Below are 18,699 nucleotides of genomic sequence, written 5' to 3' on the forward strand. Positions count from 1 at the left end.
GGCGCTCGCGGGGAGGATTAGCGGGTGCGAACGATCTCGCAGCCTACGCGGGCGTCGGGGTAGACGTCGGCCTTCACGGTGCGGACCCTCACTCGACGCACCCGTTCGTCCGCGAGGCACAGCGTCGCGATCGCCTCGCAGAGGGTTTCCTGCAAGGCGAACGGGCGGTCCGCGACCATGGCCAATATGCCCGCGCGGACGAAGTCGTAATCGAGCACTTCGTCGATGGCATCCTCACCGAGCGGGGCGGGATACACGACCGTCATCTCGGCCGAGACGACTACGCGTTGCGGCGCCACCTCATGCGGGTGGATGCCGAGCCGCATCATGACCTCGAGCCCGTCGAGGATCGTCGTGAATTCAGCCATGTCGTCCCCCAGGATCCCGGTCGAACATCACGTCGCTGTCGCGCGTCAGAAATCGCTGCCCGCAATCGACGAACACATTTTGCCCCGTCACGCCCTTCGCGGTCAGCAGCCAAGCGACCGCATCCGCGACAGCCTCCGCGCCGACCGGTCGCTTGAGCAGGTTGTCGCTCGCCACCGCCGCAAACTCATCGTCGGTCTGGTCGCCGCTCGGCAGCGTCAGGCCCGGCGACACCGCGTTGACCGCGACGCGTGGCGCGAGCGCTTGTGCGAGCATCATCGTCGCACCCTCCAGGGCGATCTTCCCGCAACTGTACGAGAAAAAGTCCGGGTTGAGGTTCGCCACCTTCTGGTCGAGCACATTGACCACCGCGCCGTCTGTGACATCGTCCTGGGACGCGAGCGCGGAGGCCAGTAGCACCGGCGCGCCACAGTTGATCGCGCCAAGCTCGGCGAACAGCGCCGGATCGACGCTCGGCGGCCGATCGAACTCGAACTTCGACGCGCAGTTCACCAACCCGTCGATCGGGCCGCCAATCGAAGAGCGTGCCGCCGCGAACAGGTCGCCGATCGCGGCGAGGTCGCTCAGGTCGCCCGCCACCGCAGTAGCACGCCCGCCCTTGCCGACGACCTCCGCCACCAGCGCAGCCGCCTCATCCGGCGAATGGCCCTGGTGCACGATCACGGCATGACCATCCGCCGCAAGCCGCCGGACAATCGCAGCCCCCAGCCGCTTAGCCCCACCCGTGACCAGCACGGTCCGCATCAGGCGCCGCGCCCCATCAACGCCAGCACTTCCTTGCGGCTGCGTTCGTCGTCGCGGAACACGCCCATCATCCGGCTCGTCACCATCGTCACGCCGGGCGTCCGCACGCCGCGCGCGGTCATGCACGCATGGCTCGCCTCGATCACCACCGCAACGCCCTGCGGCTTGAGGTTGTCCCAGATACAGTCCGCCACTTCCGCGGTCAGCCGCTCCTGCACCTGCAAACGCCGCGCGAACCCGTGGAGCACGCGTGCGAGCTTCGAAATGCCGACGACATGGTTGCGCGGCAGGTAGGCGATGTGCGCCTTGCCGATGATCGGCGCCATGTGATGCTCGCAATGCGACTGGAACGGGATGTCCTTGAGCAGCACGATTTCGTCATAGCCGCCGACTTCCTCGAACACGCGCTCGAGATGTTTCGCCGGATCGTCGCCATAGCCCGCGCAATATTCCTTCCACGCACGTGCAACACGATGCGGCGTATCGAGCAGCCCTTCGCGGGTCGGATCGTCGCCCGCCCACTGGATCAGCGTACGGATCGCCGACGCTACGTCTTCGGGCACAATCACCTTGCCATCGGGTCCCAGTTCGTCGGCAATGGCCGACCGACCATCCGCCCCGCCCGTTTCATCCCGCATCGCAACACCCTTTGTCAGCATACCCAAACATCAGAACATGGGTCCTCTTTTGCAACTGTTTTATTTGAGCAACGCGGCATAAATCCCAGTAATCCGGGCTTCAAAAAGCGTTGACGGTAGATTTTTTTCGTCGTTACTTCGCCATACCGGAAAAACTAAATCGTGAATCGGCAAAGACCGGCACGATCGGGGAGAGGACTGACATGGCTAAGTTCGAACTGCTCGCCGCTTCGGCGATGATACTCCTGTCGATTGCGCCGGCAATGGGACAAACGGCCACTACGACGTCGGCCGAAGACACCGCACCGACCAATGGCCCCGGCCAGGAGGCAACATCGGCGCAGACAAACTCAACGCAGACCGGCCCAACGCCGACTGTCCCAACACAACCTGGCCCCGCCGATACCCCATCCAGCGTCTACGCGTCGCAGGATATCGTGATTACCGCGCAACGCCAATCGCAACGTCTGCAAGATGTTCCGATTGCTGTGAGCGCTTTTACCGCGGAAAATTTGGAGAAGCAGCAGATCGTCAATCCGATAGCGCTTCAGCAGACGCTGCCCAACGTGACGTTCACCAAGACCAACTTCACCTCGTCGAGCTTCACGATCCGCGGCATCGGCGATCTCTGCGTCGGAGCGTCCTGCGACAGCGCCACCGCGATCCACGTCAACGACATGCCACTGGTATCAACGAGGCTGTTCGAATCCGAGTTCTACGATCTCGAACGCGTCGAGGTGCTGCGCGGTCCGCAAGGCACGTTGTTCGGTCGAAACGCGACCGCGGGCGTGGTCAACTTCATCACCGCCAAGCCGGACCTCTCCGGGATCCACGCCGCGGGCGAATTCGAATACGGAAATTACGATTCGAAGCGCGTGAAGGGCATGTTCAACCTGCCGATCACCGACACGATCGGGATCCGCGTCGCCGGCCAGTATCTGAAGCGCGACGGCTACACCAAGAATCTGTTCGACGGCGGCCGGATCGACGACCGCGATCTCTATTCGGTCCGCGGCACGCTGTCGTGGGAGCCGAACAGCGCCACGCGCATCGACCTGATCGGCTATTATTTCCATGAACGCGACAATCGCTCGCGCATCCAGAAGCAGCTTTGCCACCGCGATCCGACCGGCGTGCTCGGTTGCCTCCCCGATCGGCTCGACTACGGCACGACGAACGGCAATTCCACGCTCGCCGCGGTGTATTCGTCGAGCGAATTCTACCGGTTCGCGCTCGGCGCCGCGTTCACGCCCTATGCGCTGCAGAGCCTGTATGGCCGCGACACCTATACCGGGGTCGTCAACCCGACCGACGTCCGCACCGTCAACATCGATTACAAGCCGACCTATTTCAGCGACGAGGAACAATATACCGCCAAGATCTTCCATGATTTCGGGCCGGTCTCGTTCAACTTCACCGGCGGCTATGCGCGCAACTCGGTGGATTCGACCAACGACTATAACCTCGCCGTCGAGAACCCGCTCGGCGCAAACGTCGGCGCGCTCACGCTGATCGGCACCGCAGCGGCACCCGGGGCTGCGTTCCCCGGCGGGGTCAATCCCTTCACCAACGCGGTCGCCGCGCTGTTCCCGAACGGCAATACCGGCACGATCTGCCAATCGGCGCCGGGTCCCGATCTGGGCGTCTTCAGCGGCAGCAAGCTGTGCGGCCCGAGCAGCCAGGACGTCGATCGTTCGAACGCACGCTCGCGGCAATTCTCGGCCGAGGCGCATCTCGACAGCCGTTTCGACGGGATGTTCAATTTCTTGATCGGCGGCATCTATCTGGACCAGAAGATCCGCGACAACAGCTATTACGTGACCGCGTTCCCGCTCGATTACGGTGCCGCAGTCATCGGCGCTGCCAACGTGCTGGGCGGGCGCGTCGCCGGCGCTACGTTGCCCAATTCATTCGGCTCGACGCCGTTTTATCGCAGCTTCACGGACTCGGTGCATCTCAAGTCGTACGGGGCCTTCGGCGAAACCTATTTCGACTTTACCGAAAAACTCAAGCTGACGCTCGGCCTGCGCTACAATCACGACGAGAAGGAGGTTCGCGCGCGCACGTCGTTCATCTTCGACAACAAGACGCGTACACTCGTCGGCGCGGGCGGTGCACCGGTACGCGATGCAGAGGGTAATGCGATCGTCGTCTCCGCGGTCACGACCGCGCTCAGCCCCTACGGTACCAACGCGTTGGAGAACGCGATCAACTATGCCGCGCTCGATTACGATCCGTTCACCGCGGGCAACCAGCCGTTCGGCGTCGCCAGCGTCTCGTTTGGCCGACTGACGGGCCGCGCGGTCCTCGAATACAAGATCAAGCCCGACAATCTCGTCTACGCGTCCTATTCGCGCGGGTATAAATCGGGCGGCATCAACCCGCCGCTGTCGCCGGTGTTCGCGGTCGACCAGGCGTTCAGGCCGGAATCTGTCGACTCGTTCGAGATCGGTTCGAAGAACAGCTTCCTGAACCGGACGCTGCAACTCAATCTCACCGGCTTCTATTACAAATACAAACAGCTCCAGCTGAGCCGGATCGTCGCCCGCACCGCGGTCAACGACAATATCGACGCCGATATCTACGGCGTCGAGGCGGAAGCGATCATGCGGCCGTCGCCCAAGTTCACCGTCAACATGAACTTCAGCTATCTGAAGTCGAAGGTGAAGCAGGACAAGTTCATCGGCAATCCGCAGGATCCGTCGGGCGGTCGAGCCGATTCAGTGGTCATCAAGGACATCACCACCGCGTCGAACTGCGCGGTGCGGCCGACCACGCCGGGCAATGCGGCCGGGGTCAACGCGTTCGTCGGCGCGGTGAACTCGGCACTTGGGCTGCGGCCACCAACGGCGTTGCTGACCAACGGTACCACCGGCGCGTATTCGTCATGCGACGCGCTCGCCGCCGCAACCGCTGGCGCACTGGCGAACTACAACCCGGCACTGGCTGCGCTGCAGGCGCCGCTCAACGCGGGGTTCGGGACGAATGCAAGCGGCGCATTGCCGTTCGTGGTCGATCGCAGCGGCGTGCTGGTCAACATCCGTGGCAACGAACTGCCGCAAGCGCCGCGCTACAAATTCTCGGCGGGCGCGCAGTATGTCGCTGGGATCGGCGACTTCACGATCGTCCCGCGTGTCGATCTGGCCTACACCGGTGGCTTCTCGGCCAGCATCTTCAACGAGAACATCAACCGCGTTCAGGGCTATGAGGTCGTCAACGCGCAGATCCAGTTCAACGGGCCGGGCGAGCGCTATTACGTCCGCGGCTTCGTCCAGAACCTGACGAGCAACGACGCCATCACCGGCCAGTATGTGACGGACCAGTCGTCGGGGTTGTTCACCAACGTCTTCACGGTCGAACCGCGTCGCTATGGTGTAGCCGCCGGGTTCAGGTTCTAGCTTTCGGGCGGTCCGATCCGTCACCCAGCGGCAACTGGGGTCTCTCACGTGGCACGTGCGTTCGCCCCGAGATGAGATCCCGGCGTCCGCTGAGGTGACGGATTCGGAAGGCTATTTCAGGCGTTCGGCGTGCCAGGCGACATGATCCCCCATGAACGTCGAAATGAAGTTGTAGCTGTGATCGTAGCCTGGCTGCATTCGCAAGATCAGCGCGATTCCTACGGCCTTGCACGCTTCGGCAAGCAGTTCCGGCTTTAGTTGCTCGGCCAGGAAGCCATCCGCATCGCCTTGGTCGACCAGTATCCCCGCCACCCGCGCGCCATCCGCGATCAGCGCGCAGGCGTCATACGCCCGCCACGCCGCACGGTCCGGCCCGAGATACCCGCCGAGCGCCTTTTCGCCCCAGGGGCACTGCAACGGCGCCACGATCGGGGCAAACGCCGATACGCTCTTGAAGCGGTCGGGGTTGCGCAGGGCCATCGTCAACGCACCATGGCCGCCCATCGAATGTCCGAAGATCCCCTGTCGCGCCATGTCCGCCATCGGAAACTGCGCTGCGATCAGTGCCGGCAGTTCGTCCTCGACATAGGACCGCATCTGGAAGTTCGTCGCCCAGGGCTCCTCGGTCGCATCGACGTAGAAGCCCGCGCCCTTGCCGAAGTCGTACGCGTCGTCGTCGGGCACGTCGTCGCCACGCGGCGAGGTATCGGGCGCGACCAGGATGACGCCCAGTTCGGCACAGGCTCGCCGGTACTCGCCCTTGTCCATGACGTTGGCGTGTGTGCACGTCAGCCCCGACAGGAACCACAGCACCGGCAATTGCGCGCCTTCGTCGTGTGGCGGGACGTAGACAGCGAAGGTCATGTCGGTACCGGTTGCGGTCGAGGCGTGGCGGTACACGCCCTGCGTGCCGCCATACGCCTTGCTGGTGGAGACGGTCTCCATCACGCGATCCGGTGCAGCGCGCAGATCTTGTTCCCCGACGGATCGCGCAGATACGCCAGATAAAGCTTCCGCCCCCCGGTAGCTTGCCGCATGCCCGGCGGATCCTCACAGGCCGTCCCGCCGTTCGCCAGCCCCGCGGCATGCCACGCATCGGCCGCTTCGGTCGAGGCCGCCGCGAAGCCCATCGTGCTGCCGTTACCGTGGCTCGCCGGCTGCCCGTCGATCGGCTTGGTCAGCAGGAAACGCCCGCCATCATGCGCGTAGACGACGCGCCCCCAGTCATCGACGACACCCTCGGGAACGCCAAGCGCGCCCAGCGCCGCGTCGTAGAACGCCTTCGACGCGGCGATATCGTCGGCGCCGAGCATGATGTGCGTGAACATAGGCGCGCTCCTCAGTAGATCACGACGGAGCGGATGCTCTCGCCGGCGTGCATCAGGTCGAAGCCCTTGTTGATCTCGTCGAGCGTCAGGCGGTGCGTGATCATCGGGTCGATCTCGATCATCCCGTTCATGTACCAGTCGACGATCTTGGGCGTATCGGTCCGCCCGCGCGCGCCGCCGAACGCCGTCCCGCGCCAGTTGCGCCCGGTGACGAGCTGGAACGGTCGTGTCGAGATTTCCTTGCCCGCCTCGGCCACGCCGATCACGATCGAAGTACCCCAGCCGCGATGGCACGCCTCCAGCGCCTGCCGCATAACCGTCGTGTTGCCAGTCGCGTCGAACGTATAGTCCGCGCCGCCGTCGGTGAGCGCGACGATGTGCTGGACGATATCGCCCACATCCTTGGGATTGGCGAAGTGCGTCATGCCGAAGCGACGCCCCCATTCCTCGCGGTCGGGATTGATGTCGACGCCGACGATCATCCCCGCGCCGGCAAGCCGCGCGCCCTGGATCACGTTGAGCCCGATCCCGCCGAGCCCGAACACCACGACCGTATCGCCCGGCTGGACCTTCGCCGTGTGCACCACCGCACCGACGCCCGTGGTCACGCCGCAGCCGACGTAGCACGACGTATCGAACGGCGCGTCCTCGCGGATCTTCGCCACCGCGATCTCCGGCAGCACGGTGAAGTTCGAGAAGGTCGAGCAGCCCATGTAATGGAAGATCGGCTGCCCCTTGTAGCTGAACCGCGTCGTGCCGTCGGGCATCAGGCCCTTGCCTTGGGTGGCGCGGATCGCGGTGCACAGGTTGGTCTTCTGGCTGAGGCACGACTTACACTGGCGACATTCGGGGGGTGTAAAGCGGGATGACATGATCGCCGACCGCGACGCTGGTCACCCCCGCGCCGATCTCGCGGACGATGCCGGCGCCTTCATGGCCGAGCACGCTCGGAAACAACCCTTCCGAATCAAGCCCGTCGAGCGTGTACGCATCGGTATGACAGATGCCCGTCGCCATGATTTCGACGAGCACTTCGCCGAATTTCGGCCCTTCGAGGTCGAGTTCGACGATCTCGAGCGGTTTTTTTGCCTCGAAGGCTACGGCGGCGCGGGTCTTCATCGGTCGGTCTCCTTGATTGCCGCCCTGATGCCCCCGGCGCCCCGGCTCCGCAACCCGTAGGCGATGCAACCAATGCCGCGTTCCCGCGCTTGATCGTTGCTTATCAAGGAGATGCGACGATGAAGGATCCGAAGAAGGGCGACGAGGTCACCTGGAAATCGCACGGCGGCGAGGCGCACGGCACGGTCGAAAAGAAGCAGACCACCGACACCAAGATAAAGGGCCACACCGTCAGGGCGTCCAAGGACGAGCCCCAGTTCATCGTAAAGAGTGACAAGGGCGGCAAGGCAGCGCACAAGGCGGACGCGCTCACCAAGGCGTGACCACGCGCGCAGTGCCTAACGCACGCGCGCAACAGGAAGGAATGCTTATGGCTACAGCTCCCAAGACCGGCGGCATCCACGCCCCCGTCCAGCCCTCTCCCGAGCTCGGCGAGATCGTCGGCAACGACAAGCTCCCGCGCAGCGAAGTGATCAGCAAGGTTTGGGTCTACATCAAGGCCAACAACCTGCAGAACCCTGAGAACAAGCGCGAGATCCTCGCGGACGAGAAGCTGAAGAAGGTCTTCGGGCGTGACAAGTGCACGATGTTCGAGATGAACAAGTACATCTCGCAGCACGTCAAGGCCTAACCGCCCGCACTGCACGGCAAGCGGCGACGGGGCATCGCAAGCGATACCCGTCGCCCTTGATCGAACCGTTCGAGGGTTCGCAATCCCGAAATTACCGTGGTTGCGCGAACGTGATCGTGAACGACCCGACGCAAGCCGCGAGCTTGTTCGAGATTTCCCACGCTTGATCGTCCCACCCGACGAGCGTAATGCGCCATCGGATGCCCCCGTAGCTCAGCCGGATAGAGCGACGGTTTCCTAAACCGTAGGCCGCGTGTTCAAATCTCGCCGGGGGCACCAGCTTTTCGTCAGCAGGCCGTTGCCGCTGTCTGCGCCCCGGACATTCTCGACGTACCGCGCTGTTATCCGCAGCAGCGTTTAGATTTCTTCCCTGAGCCGCATGGGCAGGGATCGTTTCTGCCGATCTTCGTCGAGGGTGCGGCCGCCGGTGTGGTCGATGTTGCGCCGGTGCTTCGAGCATGGAATTTCAGGACCGCGGCGACGATCTGCGCGGGAGCGTGCGCGTCGAGGGCGTTGACCTCGATACTGTCGAGCGTGGTTTCGTTGGTGACGATCGCGATCAACGCCATGATCTGCGCTAGAGCCTCTGCGGTATCCGGATCGGTACCCTCACCCAACGCCGTCCAGCTTTCAGGCCTGAGCGCCACCGCTTCGGCGAAACCGTCGATCCAGCCTTCCCAGAGTACGTCGCCATTGCGGTCGTCGGTATCGAAGATCGGCTGGGGCTTGCCGCGTGTCAGGTCCCGGACGATCTCGGCGTGGCGCGCCATCACCGCATCGACGAACCACTGGACGTCGGCGGGATCGTCGAACGGCGGTTCGTCGCTGTCGTCCGACCCCCAGATGCTCTGGAGCCACTCGCCCTGCGGGATCGTATCGGGGCCGACCACCAAGGCCGTCAGGAAGCCGTCGAGTTCGGTGAGCAGCATCGGCTCCTCGAGCGGAAGATCGGCGAGGGCACCGTCGAGACGTCGGAAACGGGAGGGAAGATTTTTCATCGGATCGGGTCGGTCGCCTTGGAGAATGGCGGTGCCATAGCCCGCCAATGACGGTCGCCGCCAGCGACGAGTGGGACCAAGCCCTGCCTGAACCGGACAGGATTGGACGCGCGGGACGCTTGCCTCGTGCGGGCGATACTCTCATTGCTTCGAGATCGCCCACCGGACCGGGAAATTCGTACTTGATCAGAACCCTTTGCCGTTTCGCCGCACTGGCATCGATCGCGACGATGGCCCCTGCACAGACCACGCCGTCTTCGTCCGTTCGTTCGCCCGCCGACCTCTATGGCCCGTTGTTCGACGCCGTGCAGCAGGGTCACGTGTTTGCCGACGGGAAGACGTTCGTCGACGCCGTGCCGAAGCGGGCGACGGCTGCGATCATGGCGGATTATGCGCGGACCAAACCCGCGGGCCCTGCCCTCAAGGCGTTCGTGCTCGCCAATTTCGTGGTGCCCGGCGAGAATGATCGTGGCTCGGGCGATCTCAGGACGCATGTCCGGAGGCTCTGGCCGCAACTCGTGCGCCAGCCGGTCGCGCCGGTCGCGGGCAGTTCCGCGCTGCCGCTTCCTGCCGCCTACGTGGTCCCCGGCGGGCGCTTCCGCGAGATTTATTACTGGGACAGCTATTTCACGATGCTGGGGTTGAAGGTCGATGGCCAGGAGCCGCTCGTGGAGTCGATGATCGAGGATTTCACCAGTCTGATCGAGCGATACGGCCATATTCCGAACGGGACTCGGACCTATTATCTCAGCCGCTCGCAGCCGCCTTATTATGCGCTGATGCTCGATCTCTCGACCAACACCGACCCCGTGGTTGCGAAGCGCCGGCTGGCTGCGCTGCGGGCCGAGCACGCATTCTGGATGAAGGGCACGGCCTGCCTGAACGGCAAGCCCGCCTGCCTGCGCGTGGTGCGAATGCCCGATGGCAGCGTGCTGAACCGCTATTACGACGACCGCGATACGCCGCGTGACGAATCCTATGCCGAAGACGTCGAGACCGCGGGGAAGGCGGCGCCGCGCCTTGCTGCCGATACGCAACGCAACCTACGTGCAGGGGCCGAAAGCGGATGGGACTTCAGTTCGCGCTGGCTCCGCGATCCGCAGTCGCTCGCGACGATCCATGCCATCGACATCGTGCCAGTCGATCTCAACAGCCTGTTATGGATGATGGAGCGCCGCATCGCCGAGCGCTGTCGTACTGTCAACGACACTCCCTGCGCGACCGCGTTCACGACGCTCGCGACGAAGCGCAAGACCGCGATCGACCGTTATCTCTGGCAGGCCAATACCGCGCGCTACGCCGACTGGGACTTGTCGAAGCGCGAGCCGACCGCCAGCATCAACGCTGCGATGCTGCACCCGCTGTTCGTCGGACTCGCCTCGCCTGCGCAGGCCAAGGCTGTTGCCGCGACGGTGCGCAAATCGCTGGTGGCAGAGGGTGGCCTGCGGACGACGACGTTGAACACCGGGCAGCAATGGGACGAACCCAATGGCTGGGCGCCACTGCAATGGGTGGCGATCGCTGGGCTCGACGCCAATCGCGAACCGGCACTCGCCAAGGACATCGCCAAACGCTGGCTGGGGACGGTCGGCGCGGCGTATGCCGAGACCGGCAAGATGCTCGAAAAATACAATATCGAGCAGCGTACGCCGGGCGGCGGGGGCGAATATCCGGTGCAGGACGGCTTCGGCTGGACCAACGGCGTCACCAGCGCGATCCTCGATCGTTATCCAGACCTCGCCTCTCAGGCGAAGTAAGGCCTGGCCGCAAGCGAACGTTCGGCGGCAATGGTTGCTTACGGCACCCGGCGCCACATATGGACCTGCAATGCTCGACCCCGCGCCCGCCAGCCAAACCGACGACGCCGACATGCTCGCGCCGGATTTCCTCGCACCGGATTTCGTCGTCATCGACGTCGAGACGGCATGTTCGCGCGTCAGCAGTATATGCCAGGTCGGGATCGTCGGGTTTCGTGATGGCCGCGAGATGTTCGAATACGAGACGCTGGTCGATCCACGCGACGAGTTCAACGTGTTCAATACCCGGATCCACGGGATCACCGAGCATCACGTCACGGGCAAACCGTGCTTCGGGGACATCCACGGCATCGTCGACGGCCATTTGTCGGGCCGGACGACGGTGGCGCATTCCTATTTCGACAAGGGCGCACTCGCCGCCGCATGCCGCATTCACGACCGTCCGCCGATCCAGACGGTCTGGCTCGACAGCGTCCGCGTTGCGCAGCGTGCTTGGCCCGATCTGGCGAGTCACCGGCTAGGCGGCCTCGCGCAATATCTCGGGATCACGCACAAGCATCATGACGCGCTGAGCGACGCGCGTGCCGCCGGCTGGGTGATCGTCAAGGCGATCGACCATACGGGCATCGCGCTCGACGAATGGCTGAAGCCACCGCGCAAGCCCGGCCCGGCCCCGCGCCCCGCTGCGGCCGGACCACTTGCTGGCGAACGCATCGCGCTTCTCGGCGAGCCACGCGATGGGCGGCTTGCTTGCGCGATTGCCGCGCTTGGCGGACGGATCGTGTCGGCGGTCGGTAACACGACGACGATGCTCGTCATCACCGGGCGCGCGCCGTTCAGCTATTCGGTGCGCAACAGCGGTGCGTATCGCCGTGCCGAGCAGTATCGGCGGCTTGGCGGCACGATCCGCGTGGTCTCCGAAAGCGAGCTCGATTTGCCGGCTCTCGCGGCAGGTTTCGCCTCAGCCTGATCGGCATTTCCTCGAAGACCTACTTTCGTTCCCGGTTCGGGTTTCCCACCGCCTTGGCAAATGACGGCCGAGGTGCGACCATCGTCGCAAACGATAAGGGAGAGCGATATGCGGTTGGCGACTTGGGGAATGGCGGTCGGCTTGCTGGCTGCACCGGCGACGGCGCAGCGGGTGCAAGTTGCGACCGGCCAGCTTGAGGGTACACACGTCTCGACCGCCGCGACGCCGGTGGATGCGTATCTCGGCATTCCCTATGCGGCGGCACCGGTGGGCCCATCGCGATGGCAGCCACCGAGACCGGCTGCGCAATGGACCGGCGTGCGCAAAGCCGACCGGTTCGGCGCGCGCTGCATGCAGCAACCGCTGTTCGCTGACATGAAGTTCCGCTCGCCGGGTATCAGCGAGGATTGCCTGACGCTCAACGTCTGGACGCCGGCGGGCACGAAACCGGGCGCGCGCCTGCCCGTGCTGTTCTACATTCACGGTGGCGGCGCGATCGCGGGTGACGGGTCGGAACTGCGCTACGACGGGGCGGCGATGGCGCAGAAGGGTATCGTCGTCGTGACGATCAATTACCGGCTGGGCGCGTTCGGGTTCCTCGCGACCAGCGCGCTGGCAGCGGAGTCGCCGGCGCATTCCGCGGGGAATTACGGCCTGCTCGACCAGGCAGCAGCGCTGGCCTGGGTCCGGCGCAACGCCGCCGCGTTCGGGGGCGATCCGCAGCGGATCACAATCGGCGGGGAGAGCGCGGGATCGATGTCGGTCAGCGTGCTGATGACGTCGCCGCTCACCCGCACGCAGTTCGCAGGGGCGATCGGCGAGAGCGGTGGCGTCCTGCCGCCGACCTTCCGCCCCAAGCCGCTCGCGGTGGCGACGAAGGACGGCGACGCGTTCGCGGTCGCGGTCGCGGCGGGGGCGGGGGCGCCCTCGCTCGACGCACTTCGCGCGATGCCCGCCGAAGCGTTGCTTGCGGCGCAGGGTACGCAGCGGTTCCGCGCGGACTTCATCGTCGACGGGCAGTTCCTGACGGAGCCGCCGGTCGATACTTACACGGCGGGACGCGCGGCGCGCGTGCCGCTGCTGGTCGGTGCGAACTCGCAGGAGGGAAGCTGGACGAGCATCCTGGCGGGCCAACCGCCGACGGTCGCGAATTATCGGGCGGGCGTTGCGAAGCTCTTTACCGACGCGGACGGACTGCTCGCCTTGTACCCGGTGAAGTCGGATGCCGACGTACCGGTCGCGGCGACCGCGTTGGCAAGCGACGCGTTTCTCGGCGCGTCGACGTGGAAGTGGTTCGACCTGCACCGCGGCACGCGTCAGCCGACCTATTATTATCATTTCGCGCACCCTCGCCCCGCCGCGCTGCCGCCGCTCACGAACCCCGACGTGCCGCCGATCGGGGCGGTGCACAGCGCGGAGATCGAATACGCGCTGGGTAACCTCGACACGAACCCGGCCTATGCCTGGACGGCGGACGATCGCCGGATCTCGACGGTGTTCCAGGGATATTTCACCGCGTTCATCAAGACCGGTAACCCGAATGCTGCGGGGCTGCCGGCTTGGTCGCCGGCACCTTCCGCGGGGGGCGTCATTCCGCGCCAGATCGTCGACGTGCAGACGCGTTCGGAACCGTTCGTCGAGCAGGCGCGCTATGTTGCGGCGACGCCGTTGTTGGAGCGGCGAGTGCCTTGAGGCTAGATCTGGCCGACGAAGACCACTCCGGGCACCGACAAATTCTGTCCGGTTGTGGTCAGTCGGCCATCGGTTTCGATGCGGAATATCGCCAGCGTGCCGGACCGCTCGTTGCCGACGAGGACACGGCGTTGCGCTTCGAGGACCAGCAGGAAGCGCGGCCAGTTGCCGCCGCTCGGGATGTGCTGGAGCAGGCTCGGCACGCCTGAGGCATCGAGTGCGAAGATGGCAACGCTGTCGTGCCCGCGGTTGGAGACGTAGAGCCGCCGCCCGGCTCGGTCGATCGCGATATGCGCGGCCTGGGATATGCCCTGATACCCGCTCGGCAACGTCGAGATCTTATGGCGGGTCGCGAAACTGCCGTCCGCGCGGGCGTCGAGTAGAATGACCGCGTTCGACAGTTCGCACACGACGTAGGCGAGCGGGCGGCGGGGATGGTGGACGAGATGGCGCGGCCCCGCCCCCGGCGGCGCACGCCACGCGGCGACCGGCTCGGCTAGCGTTCGCGCACGCGGATCGAAGCGGTAGGCGAAGATCGTGTCCGTCCCCAGATCGACCGAATGCAGCCACCGGCGGTCCGGGCTGAAGCCGACCCAATGCGCGTGGGGTGCCTCTTGCCGGGCCTTGTCGGGGCCATGGCCCGTGTGGCGGAACACCACCGGTTCGCCGGGCACGCCGGTGCGCGCGTCGAGCCGGTGGAACGCGACGCTGCCGCTCGAATAATTGGCGACGGCGAGGCAGGCGCTGGCGCGGTCGATCGCGACATAACATGGGTCGGCACCTGCCGTGGAGGCAATGCCGCGCTGCGACCAGTCGGCCGCGTAGGCGGCGATCTCGCCCGCGGCCTTCTCGCGGACGAAGCAATACGCACCGCCTGGGCCGCCGCCGACGCCGAACGAGGCGTCCTCGAGTCCGGATACCGGGCTGCCGACTTGCCATGCGTCGCGATCGGGATCGAACGAGATCGGATACACGCCCTTGCCGCCTTCGCGTGCGTAAGTGCCGGCGATCAGCCGTACCGCCCGTTTGGCACCGCCGGCCGCGACTGCGGGGAAAGCGATCGTTGCCGCCATCGCGGTCAGGGCCGACCGTCGTGTCGTGGTCCAGTCGGTCATGCCCGTTCCTTTGCAGCTATCGGCGCGTGTCATGCTTCAGCGGTGCGGCCGAGGCAACGAACGTGGCTCAGGTTTCGACCGCGTAGAGCGCGTGGTGAGTGAGGATGAACAGGGTGCATCCGTTTGGGCCGCCGAAGATCAGTTGCAGCGGGCGCTCGGGGACGTCGATCCGTCCGGTCTCGCGACCGTCGGCGTCGTGGACGAACACCTGGCCGTTGGCGAGGTAGACGCGACCGTCCGGCCCGACCGCGACGCTTTCTCCGCCGCGATTGGCGAACGGTTTCAGATCGGTGAGGCTGCCGCCTGCGCCAACCAGTCCGCTATAGGTCCTGGCTTCGGAGCCGTTGCTGACGAAGACGCGCTCGCCGACCTTGGCCTTCACGAAGCCATAGGTGTCGAGTGCGTCCGAGAAGCGCCAGCCGAGATGGTTGGGCGGCCCCTGCTGGACGGTGCGATAGGCGGGCAGGACCAGCGATCCGTCCGGCGAGACGTATTCGCGCGGCTTGGGCACGGCCATGTCGCGGGTGAACATCTCGCCGAGCGTGGTGAACTGGTAGGTTCGCGGATCGATCTGATCCTTGAACTCGCCGTTCACCCAGAAATTGCCGGGCAGCGCGACGGCGGCATTGCTGTGCTTGGCGATCGGCGTCAGCGGGATCACGGCGATGCTGTCGGGGTCGCCGGGCTTGATGCTGTAGACCGTCCCCGCAGCGCCGTCGGACGACAGCACCATCAGGTTACCCGAGCGATCGACCGCGAGGTTGACCGGATCGACGGGCGCGTCGGCGGCGACCGACAGCCCTTCGCCCGCCGTCCAGCCATAGATGCGGTGCGTATTATGCTCGACGAAGTAGAGCTTGCCCTTCGCATCCACCGCTGCACCGGCGATCGAGTAGAACCCGTCTTCCAGCTTGCGAACCACGGGGCTGGTGCTCGTCGCGACCGGCGTCGCCCCGCGCTTCACGTCCAGCACCGCGAACTCGCGTTCGCGCACCTCCGCCCCGGTGGTCATGTCCTGGACCCCGTTCTCGTACGGGAACTTGCTCGCGCGCAGATCCGTACCGCAGGCCTTCCGCGTCGCAGAATGCCAGCCCGCTCTCACCGTTCACGTGCATGTTGCGAAAGCGGATATCGTCGGAATTGTAGATCCGTACCGCCGATGGTGCCGGCTGGAGCGACCGCGTCACGCGGTAGGCGTGATAGTTCGCGAACAGGATGTTGCTCGAATTGCGGACCTCGAGCGACAGCGCGTTGCGGCTCTCGCCCGCCTCTTCCTCGGTCTGCGGCGCGAGGAACTCCCAGTTCTTCACGCCGTCCAGCACGATCTCGGCACGCGCGTGATGCTCCGCGGACATCTCGTAAACATGCCCCGGCGTGCTCGTGTTCGAGACGTGGAGTCCGGCAGCCGCGAAGGTGTTGGGAGTCCACAGATTGTTGAACGTGCCGCCGCCGCCATCGGTGACCGAGAGGCTGGCATATTGCCCGTCCCAGCGCTTGAGCGGATCAGCATCCGCGGTATGGTTGGCGTTGTACGGAACGATACGGCTGCCGTCGGCACGGCTGGTGCCGTGGCCGCCGTGGAAGCGGACGTCGTCGACCAGCGAGTTCGCGCCGGCCTTCCACAGCAGCGCGGTCGCGCGCGGGTTGATGCCGCCTGTCGTCAAGCCGATTCCGGAAACGATCGCCGCGCCGCCCTTTGCGCTTTCGATCAGGCCCTTGGCGGCACCGATACCCCGAAAGCTTGGCGTGTCGTCGGCGAGCACGATCTGGGTCATGTCGGGATGCAAGCCGATCAGCACCGTGTCGGGCCGCAGCTTCAGCGTATCGGAGACGCGGTAGAAGCCGGTCGGGAAATAGACCACGCGGTGCGTGTCGATCGCGCGCTGGATCGCCGCGGTATCGTCGGTCGCGTCGTCGCCTTTCGCCCCCGCGGTCCGCACGTCGAACCATTGCGCGACGGGCGGGAGCGAGCGGATCGCCGGCGGTATCCGCTTGGGCATTGCCGGGATCGGCGCGGCATCGACGCGCGTCTCGTATTTGCCGGTTGCGCCGAGACCCGGCAGCGTCAGGCCATAGGTGAACGCCTTTACCCGGTATCGCGCGCCCTGCCCGGTCACGGTCTTCTTGCTATCGCGGAACCGCGCGAAGATCGGTACGGCGCTGGCGGTGGCGTCCTGGAAACCGATCTGCGTATAGACATTGTCTTCGTTGCTGATGACGACGGCGGCGTCCGAGACGTTCTCGAACCGCACATCGCGGCCCCATAGCCAATCGCCATAGCCGCGGTCGATCTCGATCCCGACGGGGACGTTGCGGATGCTGGTGTTGACGAGCGTCAGCCCGGCTTCATGCTCGCGGATCGCGGCATCGCGCTGGCCCTCGAACGACGAATCAAGCAGCGTATATTGCCATGCGGGCGAGGTCTTCTCGCTCAGGATGCCGTACCGCCCGCCGAAGAAACGCAGGTCCTGCCCGACATTGCCGACCTGGTAGATACCGGCCAACCCGGAGCCGATGTGGAAGTCGACATGGCTCAGATACGCATGCTGCGCCAAGTGGAACCGCACCGCGGTCGCAGCGGGATTGCCGTCGCCGATCTCGAAATCGACGTTGCCGAGCGCGGAATAGAACGTGCCCGAATTCGCGTCGGCGATCGAAGCATCCAACGGTACGCTGGTCGGCGGCGGCACGGGTACCCTTGGTGGTGCAGCCCGGGTGTCGGCCCGCGTGCCGGTGAAGAACAGCATGTTCGCCACGCCGGTCTGGAATCCGGGTGTCGCGGCGCCGAGCGTGATGACGGGGCGCGTCTTGCCGGTTCCGAACACGCGCACGCCCGGCCAGACGAATATCGTCCGCGAGATGCGGTAGCGGCCGGCGGGAAGGAAGACGATGCCCTCGCCGCCCTTCGCGCTCGCCGCGCTATCGATCGCGGCCTGGATGGCGGCGGTATCGTCCGCCCGGCCGTCACCGCGGCCCCGTACCGTCACCGCACGCGGATCTGCCGGCGCGGTGAGAAATACCGATCGAGATGGAGAGGCCGAACGAGGGGCGGCAAACGCTGGAACGGTCGTCCCGAGAAGCGCGATCGCGGTGGTTAGCGTCAGTTTCACAGGCTCACCCGAGATTGTTGTGGGACGCGCCGGACGATGTCCGCCAGTCTGCATCGCAGGTAGTGCCGCATGCGACCATAGGCGATCACGACCAAGGTCGTAGTAGCCGATGCCGCGCGCACGGACGATAGACGGTGACGAACCGACCGCGCGCAGCTTATGGAGAGCCAGTGCCTCCTTCCCCCGAACCGACCCCAAATCAGGCCGACGCGCCACCCTATGCCCTGATCGTGATGGGCGTCAGCGGTAGCGGCAAGTCGACGCTGGGTGCCGAACTTGCGCGACGTCTGCGTTGCGCGTTCCTCGAAGGCGATGCGTTCCACAGCGCGGACAGCGTCGCGAAGATGCGATCAGGCCAACCGCTCGACGACCAGGATCGCTGGCCCTGGCTCGACCGGATCGCGGCAGGGTTGCGTAATGCGGCCCGCACGGATGGTACTGCGGTTGCAGCGTGTTCGGCGCTGAAGCGTGTCTATCGCGATCGACTGGCGGAGGCCGTCGGCATGCCGTTGCTGTTCGTGTTCCTCGATACGAAGGACAGCGGCGAACTTGCACGACGTCTGGCCCACCGCACGGAGCATTATATGCCTGCCAGCCTGCTCGCGAGCCAGCTCGATACCCTGGAGGAACTCGGCCCCGACGAGCGCGCCGTCACGCTCGATGCGGAGGACGCGCCCGATCGACTCTGTGCCGAAGCGCTTGCCTGGATCGGTCACGAGATGCCCAGCGCTGCCGAGATACCCGCAGACGCACGACCAAGGTCGTAATAGCCACGGCGGCGGACAACGCCGACACTCGGCAGCGGACACTCG

14 protein-coding genes, 1 tRNA gene and 2 pseudogenes are annotated in these 18,699 nt (G+C 65.3%); 8 read left to right on the forward strand and 9 right to left on the reverse strand.

Translation table 11 applies throughout. From position 1 onward, the window contains the following. Nucleotides 1–17: 17 nt before the first annotated feature. From QFZ54_RS07665 to folE, 3 genes are read right to left on the reverse strand one after another with little or no spacing between them, the layout of a single operon-like run. Nucleotides 18–368, reverse strand: coding sequence for a dihydroneopterin aldolase (locus QFZ54_RS07665; protein WP_307085970.1), 351 nt, complete (start codon nucleotides 366–368; stop codon nucleotides 18–20). Next, nucleotides 361–1,131 (reverse strand): SDR family NAD(P)-dependent oxidoreductase, encoded by a 771-nt coding sequence (locus QFZ54_RS07670; RefSeq protein ID WP_307085972.1) that lies wholly within the window; start codon nucleotides 1,129–1,131, stop codon nucleotides 361–363. The genes QFZ54_RS07665 and QFZ54_RS07670 overlap by 8 nt, the downstream gene beginning before the upstream one ends. Beyond that, nucleotides 1,131–1,769, reverse strand: a complete 639-nt coding sequence (gene folE / locus QFZ54_RS07675; protein WP_307085974.1) for a GTP cyclohydrolase I FolE — start codon at nucleotides 1,767–1,769, stop codon at nucleotides 1,131–1,133. Before folE ends, QFZ54_RS07670 begins: the two co-directional genes overlap by 1 nt. A 203-nt stretch (nucleotides 1,770–1,972) precedes the next feature. On the opposite strand from folE, the gene QFZ54_RS07680 reads away from it, so the two are divergent. Next, nucleotides 1,973–5,167 (forward strand): TonB-dependent receptor, encoded by a 3,195-nt coding sequence (locus QFZ54_RS07680; RefSeq protein ID WP_307085976.1) that lies wholly within the window; start codon nucleotides 1,973–1,975, stop codon nucleotides 5,165–5,167. Between the two features lie 111 nt (nucleotides 5,168–5,278). Here the strand turns inward: QFZ54_RS07680 and fghA are convergent, their stop codons facing one another. The 3 genes and pseudogenes from fghA to QFZ54_RS07695 all read right to left on the reverse strand — a co-directional run bounded on the left by fghA (nucleotide 5,279) and on the right by QFZ54_RS07695 (nucleotide 7,614). Then, entirely contained in the window at nucleotides 5,279–6,112 is an 834-nt protein-coding gene (fghA, locus tag QFZ54_RS07685) for an S-formylglutathione hydrolase (protein ID WP_307085978.1), read from the reverse strand. Then, nucleotides 6,112–6,495: a VOC family protein gene (locus tag QFZ54_RS07690; RefSeq protein ID WP_307085980.1), complete on the reverse strand. Its 384-nt coding sequence runs from the start codon at nucleotides 6,493–6,495 to the stop codon at nucleotides 6,112–6,114. Before QFZ54_RS07690 ends, fghA begins: the two co-directional genes overlap by 1 nt. Before the next feature lie 11 nt (nucleotides 6,496–6,506). Then, nucleotides 6,507–7,614 (reverse strand): annotated as a pseudogene (locus QFZ54_RS07695) (S-(hydroxymethyl)glutathione dehydrogenase/class III alcohol dehydrogenase). A gap of 119 nt (nucleotides 7,615–7,733) precedes the next feature. Here QFZ54_RS07695 and QFZ54_RS07700 point away from each other — a divergent pair. The 3 genes from QFZ54_RS07700 (at nucleotide 7,734) to QFZ54_RS07710 (ending at nucleotide 8,524) form a co-directional block, all read left to right on the forward strand. Beyond that, complete coding sequence (locus QFZ54_RS07700) at nucleotides 7,734–7,937, forward strand: hypervirulence associated TUDOR domain-containing protein (RefSeq protein WP_307085981.1); 204 nt, start codon at nucleotides 7,734–7,736, stop codon at nucleotides 7,935–7,937. Between the two features lie 47 nt (nucleotides 7,938–7,984). Then, entirely contained in the window at nucleotides 7,985–8,245 is a 261-nt protein-coding gene (locus QFZ54_RS07705) for an SWIB/MDM2 domain-containing protein (RefSeq protein ID WP_056411383.1), read from the forward strand. A 202-nt stretch (nucleotides 8,246–8,447) separates the two neighbouring features. Further along, a tRNA-Arg gene (locus QFZ54_RS07710) sits at nucleotides 8,448–8,524 on the forward strand. A gap of 62 nt (nucleotides 8,525–8,586) precedes the next feature. On the opposite strand, the gene QFZ54_RS07715 is transcribed toward QFZ54_RS07710, so the two are convergent. Further along, the gene (locus QFZ54_RS07715) at nucleotides 8,587–9,243 is read right to left on the reverse strand and encodes a UPF0149 family protein (RefSeq protein ID WP_307085984.1); all 657 of its coding nucleotides are present in this window, start codon (nucleotides 9,241–9,243) and stop codon (nucleotides 8,587–8,589) included. Between the two features lie 230 nt (nucleotides 9,244–9,473). Between QFZ54_RS07715 and treF the strand changes: the two genes are divergently transcribed. From treF to QFZ54_RS07730, 3 genes are all read left to right on the forward strand, one after another. Beyond that, complete coding sequence (gene treF, locus QFZ54_RS07720; RefSeq protein WP_307089337.1) at nucleotides 9,474–11,000, forward strand: alpha,alpha-trehalase TreF; 1,527 nt, start codon at nucleotides 9,474–9,476, stop codon at nucleotides 10,998–11,000. 70 nt (nucleotides 11,001–11,070) lie between these two features. Then, a complete protein-coding gene (locus QFZ54_RS07725; RefSeq protein WP_307085985.1) occupies nucleotides 11,071–11,970 on the forward strand; it encodes an exonuclease domain-containing protein in 900 nt (299 codons plus the stop codon). A gap of 108 nt (nucleotides 11,971–12,078) precedes the next feature. Beyond that, a complete protein-coding gene (locus QFZ54_RS07730; protein ID WP_307085986.1) occupies nucleotides 12,079–13,662 on the forward strand; it encodes a carboxylesterase/lipase family protein in 1,584 nt (527 codons plus the stop codon). Nucleotides 13,663–13,664: 2 nt separating this feature from the next. Here QFZ54_RS07730 and QFZ54_RS07735 read toward each other — a convergent pair whose 3' ends face one another. Together QFZ54_RS07735 and QFZ54_RS07740 are read right to left on the reverse strand one after the other, a co-directional pair. Next, a complete protein-coding gene (locus tag QFZ54_RS07735) occupies nucleotides 13,665–14,777 on the reverse strand; it encodes a lactonase family protein (RefSeq protein ID WP_307085988.1) in 1,113 nt (370 codons plus the stop codon). A gap of 67 nt (nucleotides 14,778–14,844) precedes the next feature. Continuing rightward, nucleotides 14,845–17,941: pseudogene (locus tag QFZ54_RS07740) on the reverse strand (glycosyl hydrolase family 28-related protein). 116 nt (nucleotides 17,942–18,057) lie between these two features. Here QFZ54_RS07740 and QFZ54_RS07745 point away from each other — a divergent pair. Beyond that, nucleotides 18,058–18,654 (forward strand): gluconokinase, encoded by a 597-nt coding sequence (locus tag QFZ54_RS07745; RefSeq protein ID WP_373458472.1) that lies wholly within the window; start codon nucleotides 18,058–18,060, stop codon nucleotides 18,652–18,654. Nucleotides 18,655–18,699 lie beyond the last annotated feature (45 nt).

It is taken from the genome of Sphingomonas faeni (assembly GCF_030817315.1).
Classification (GTDB): Bacteria; Pseudomonadota; Alphaproteobacteria; order Sphingomonadales; family Sphingomonadaceae; genus Sphingomonas; species Sphingomonas faeni_C.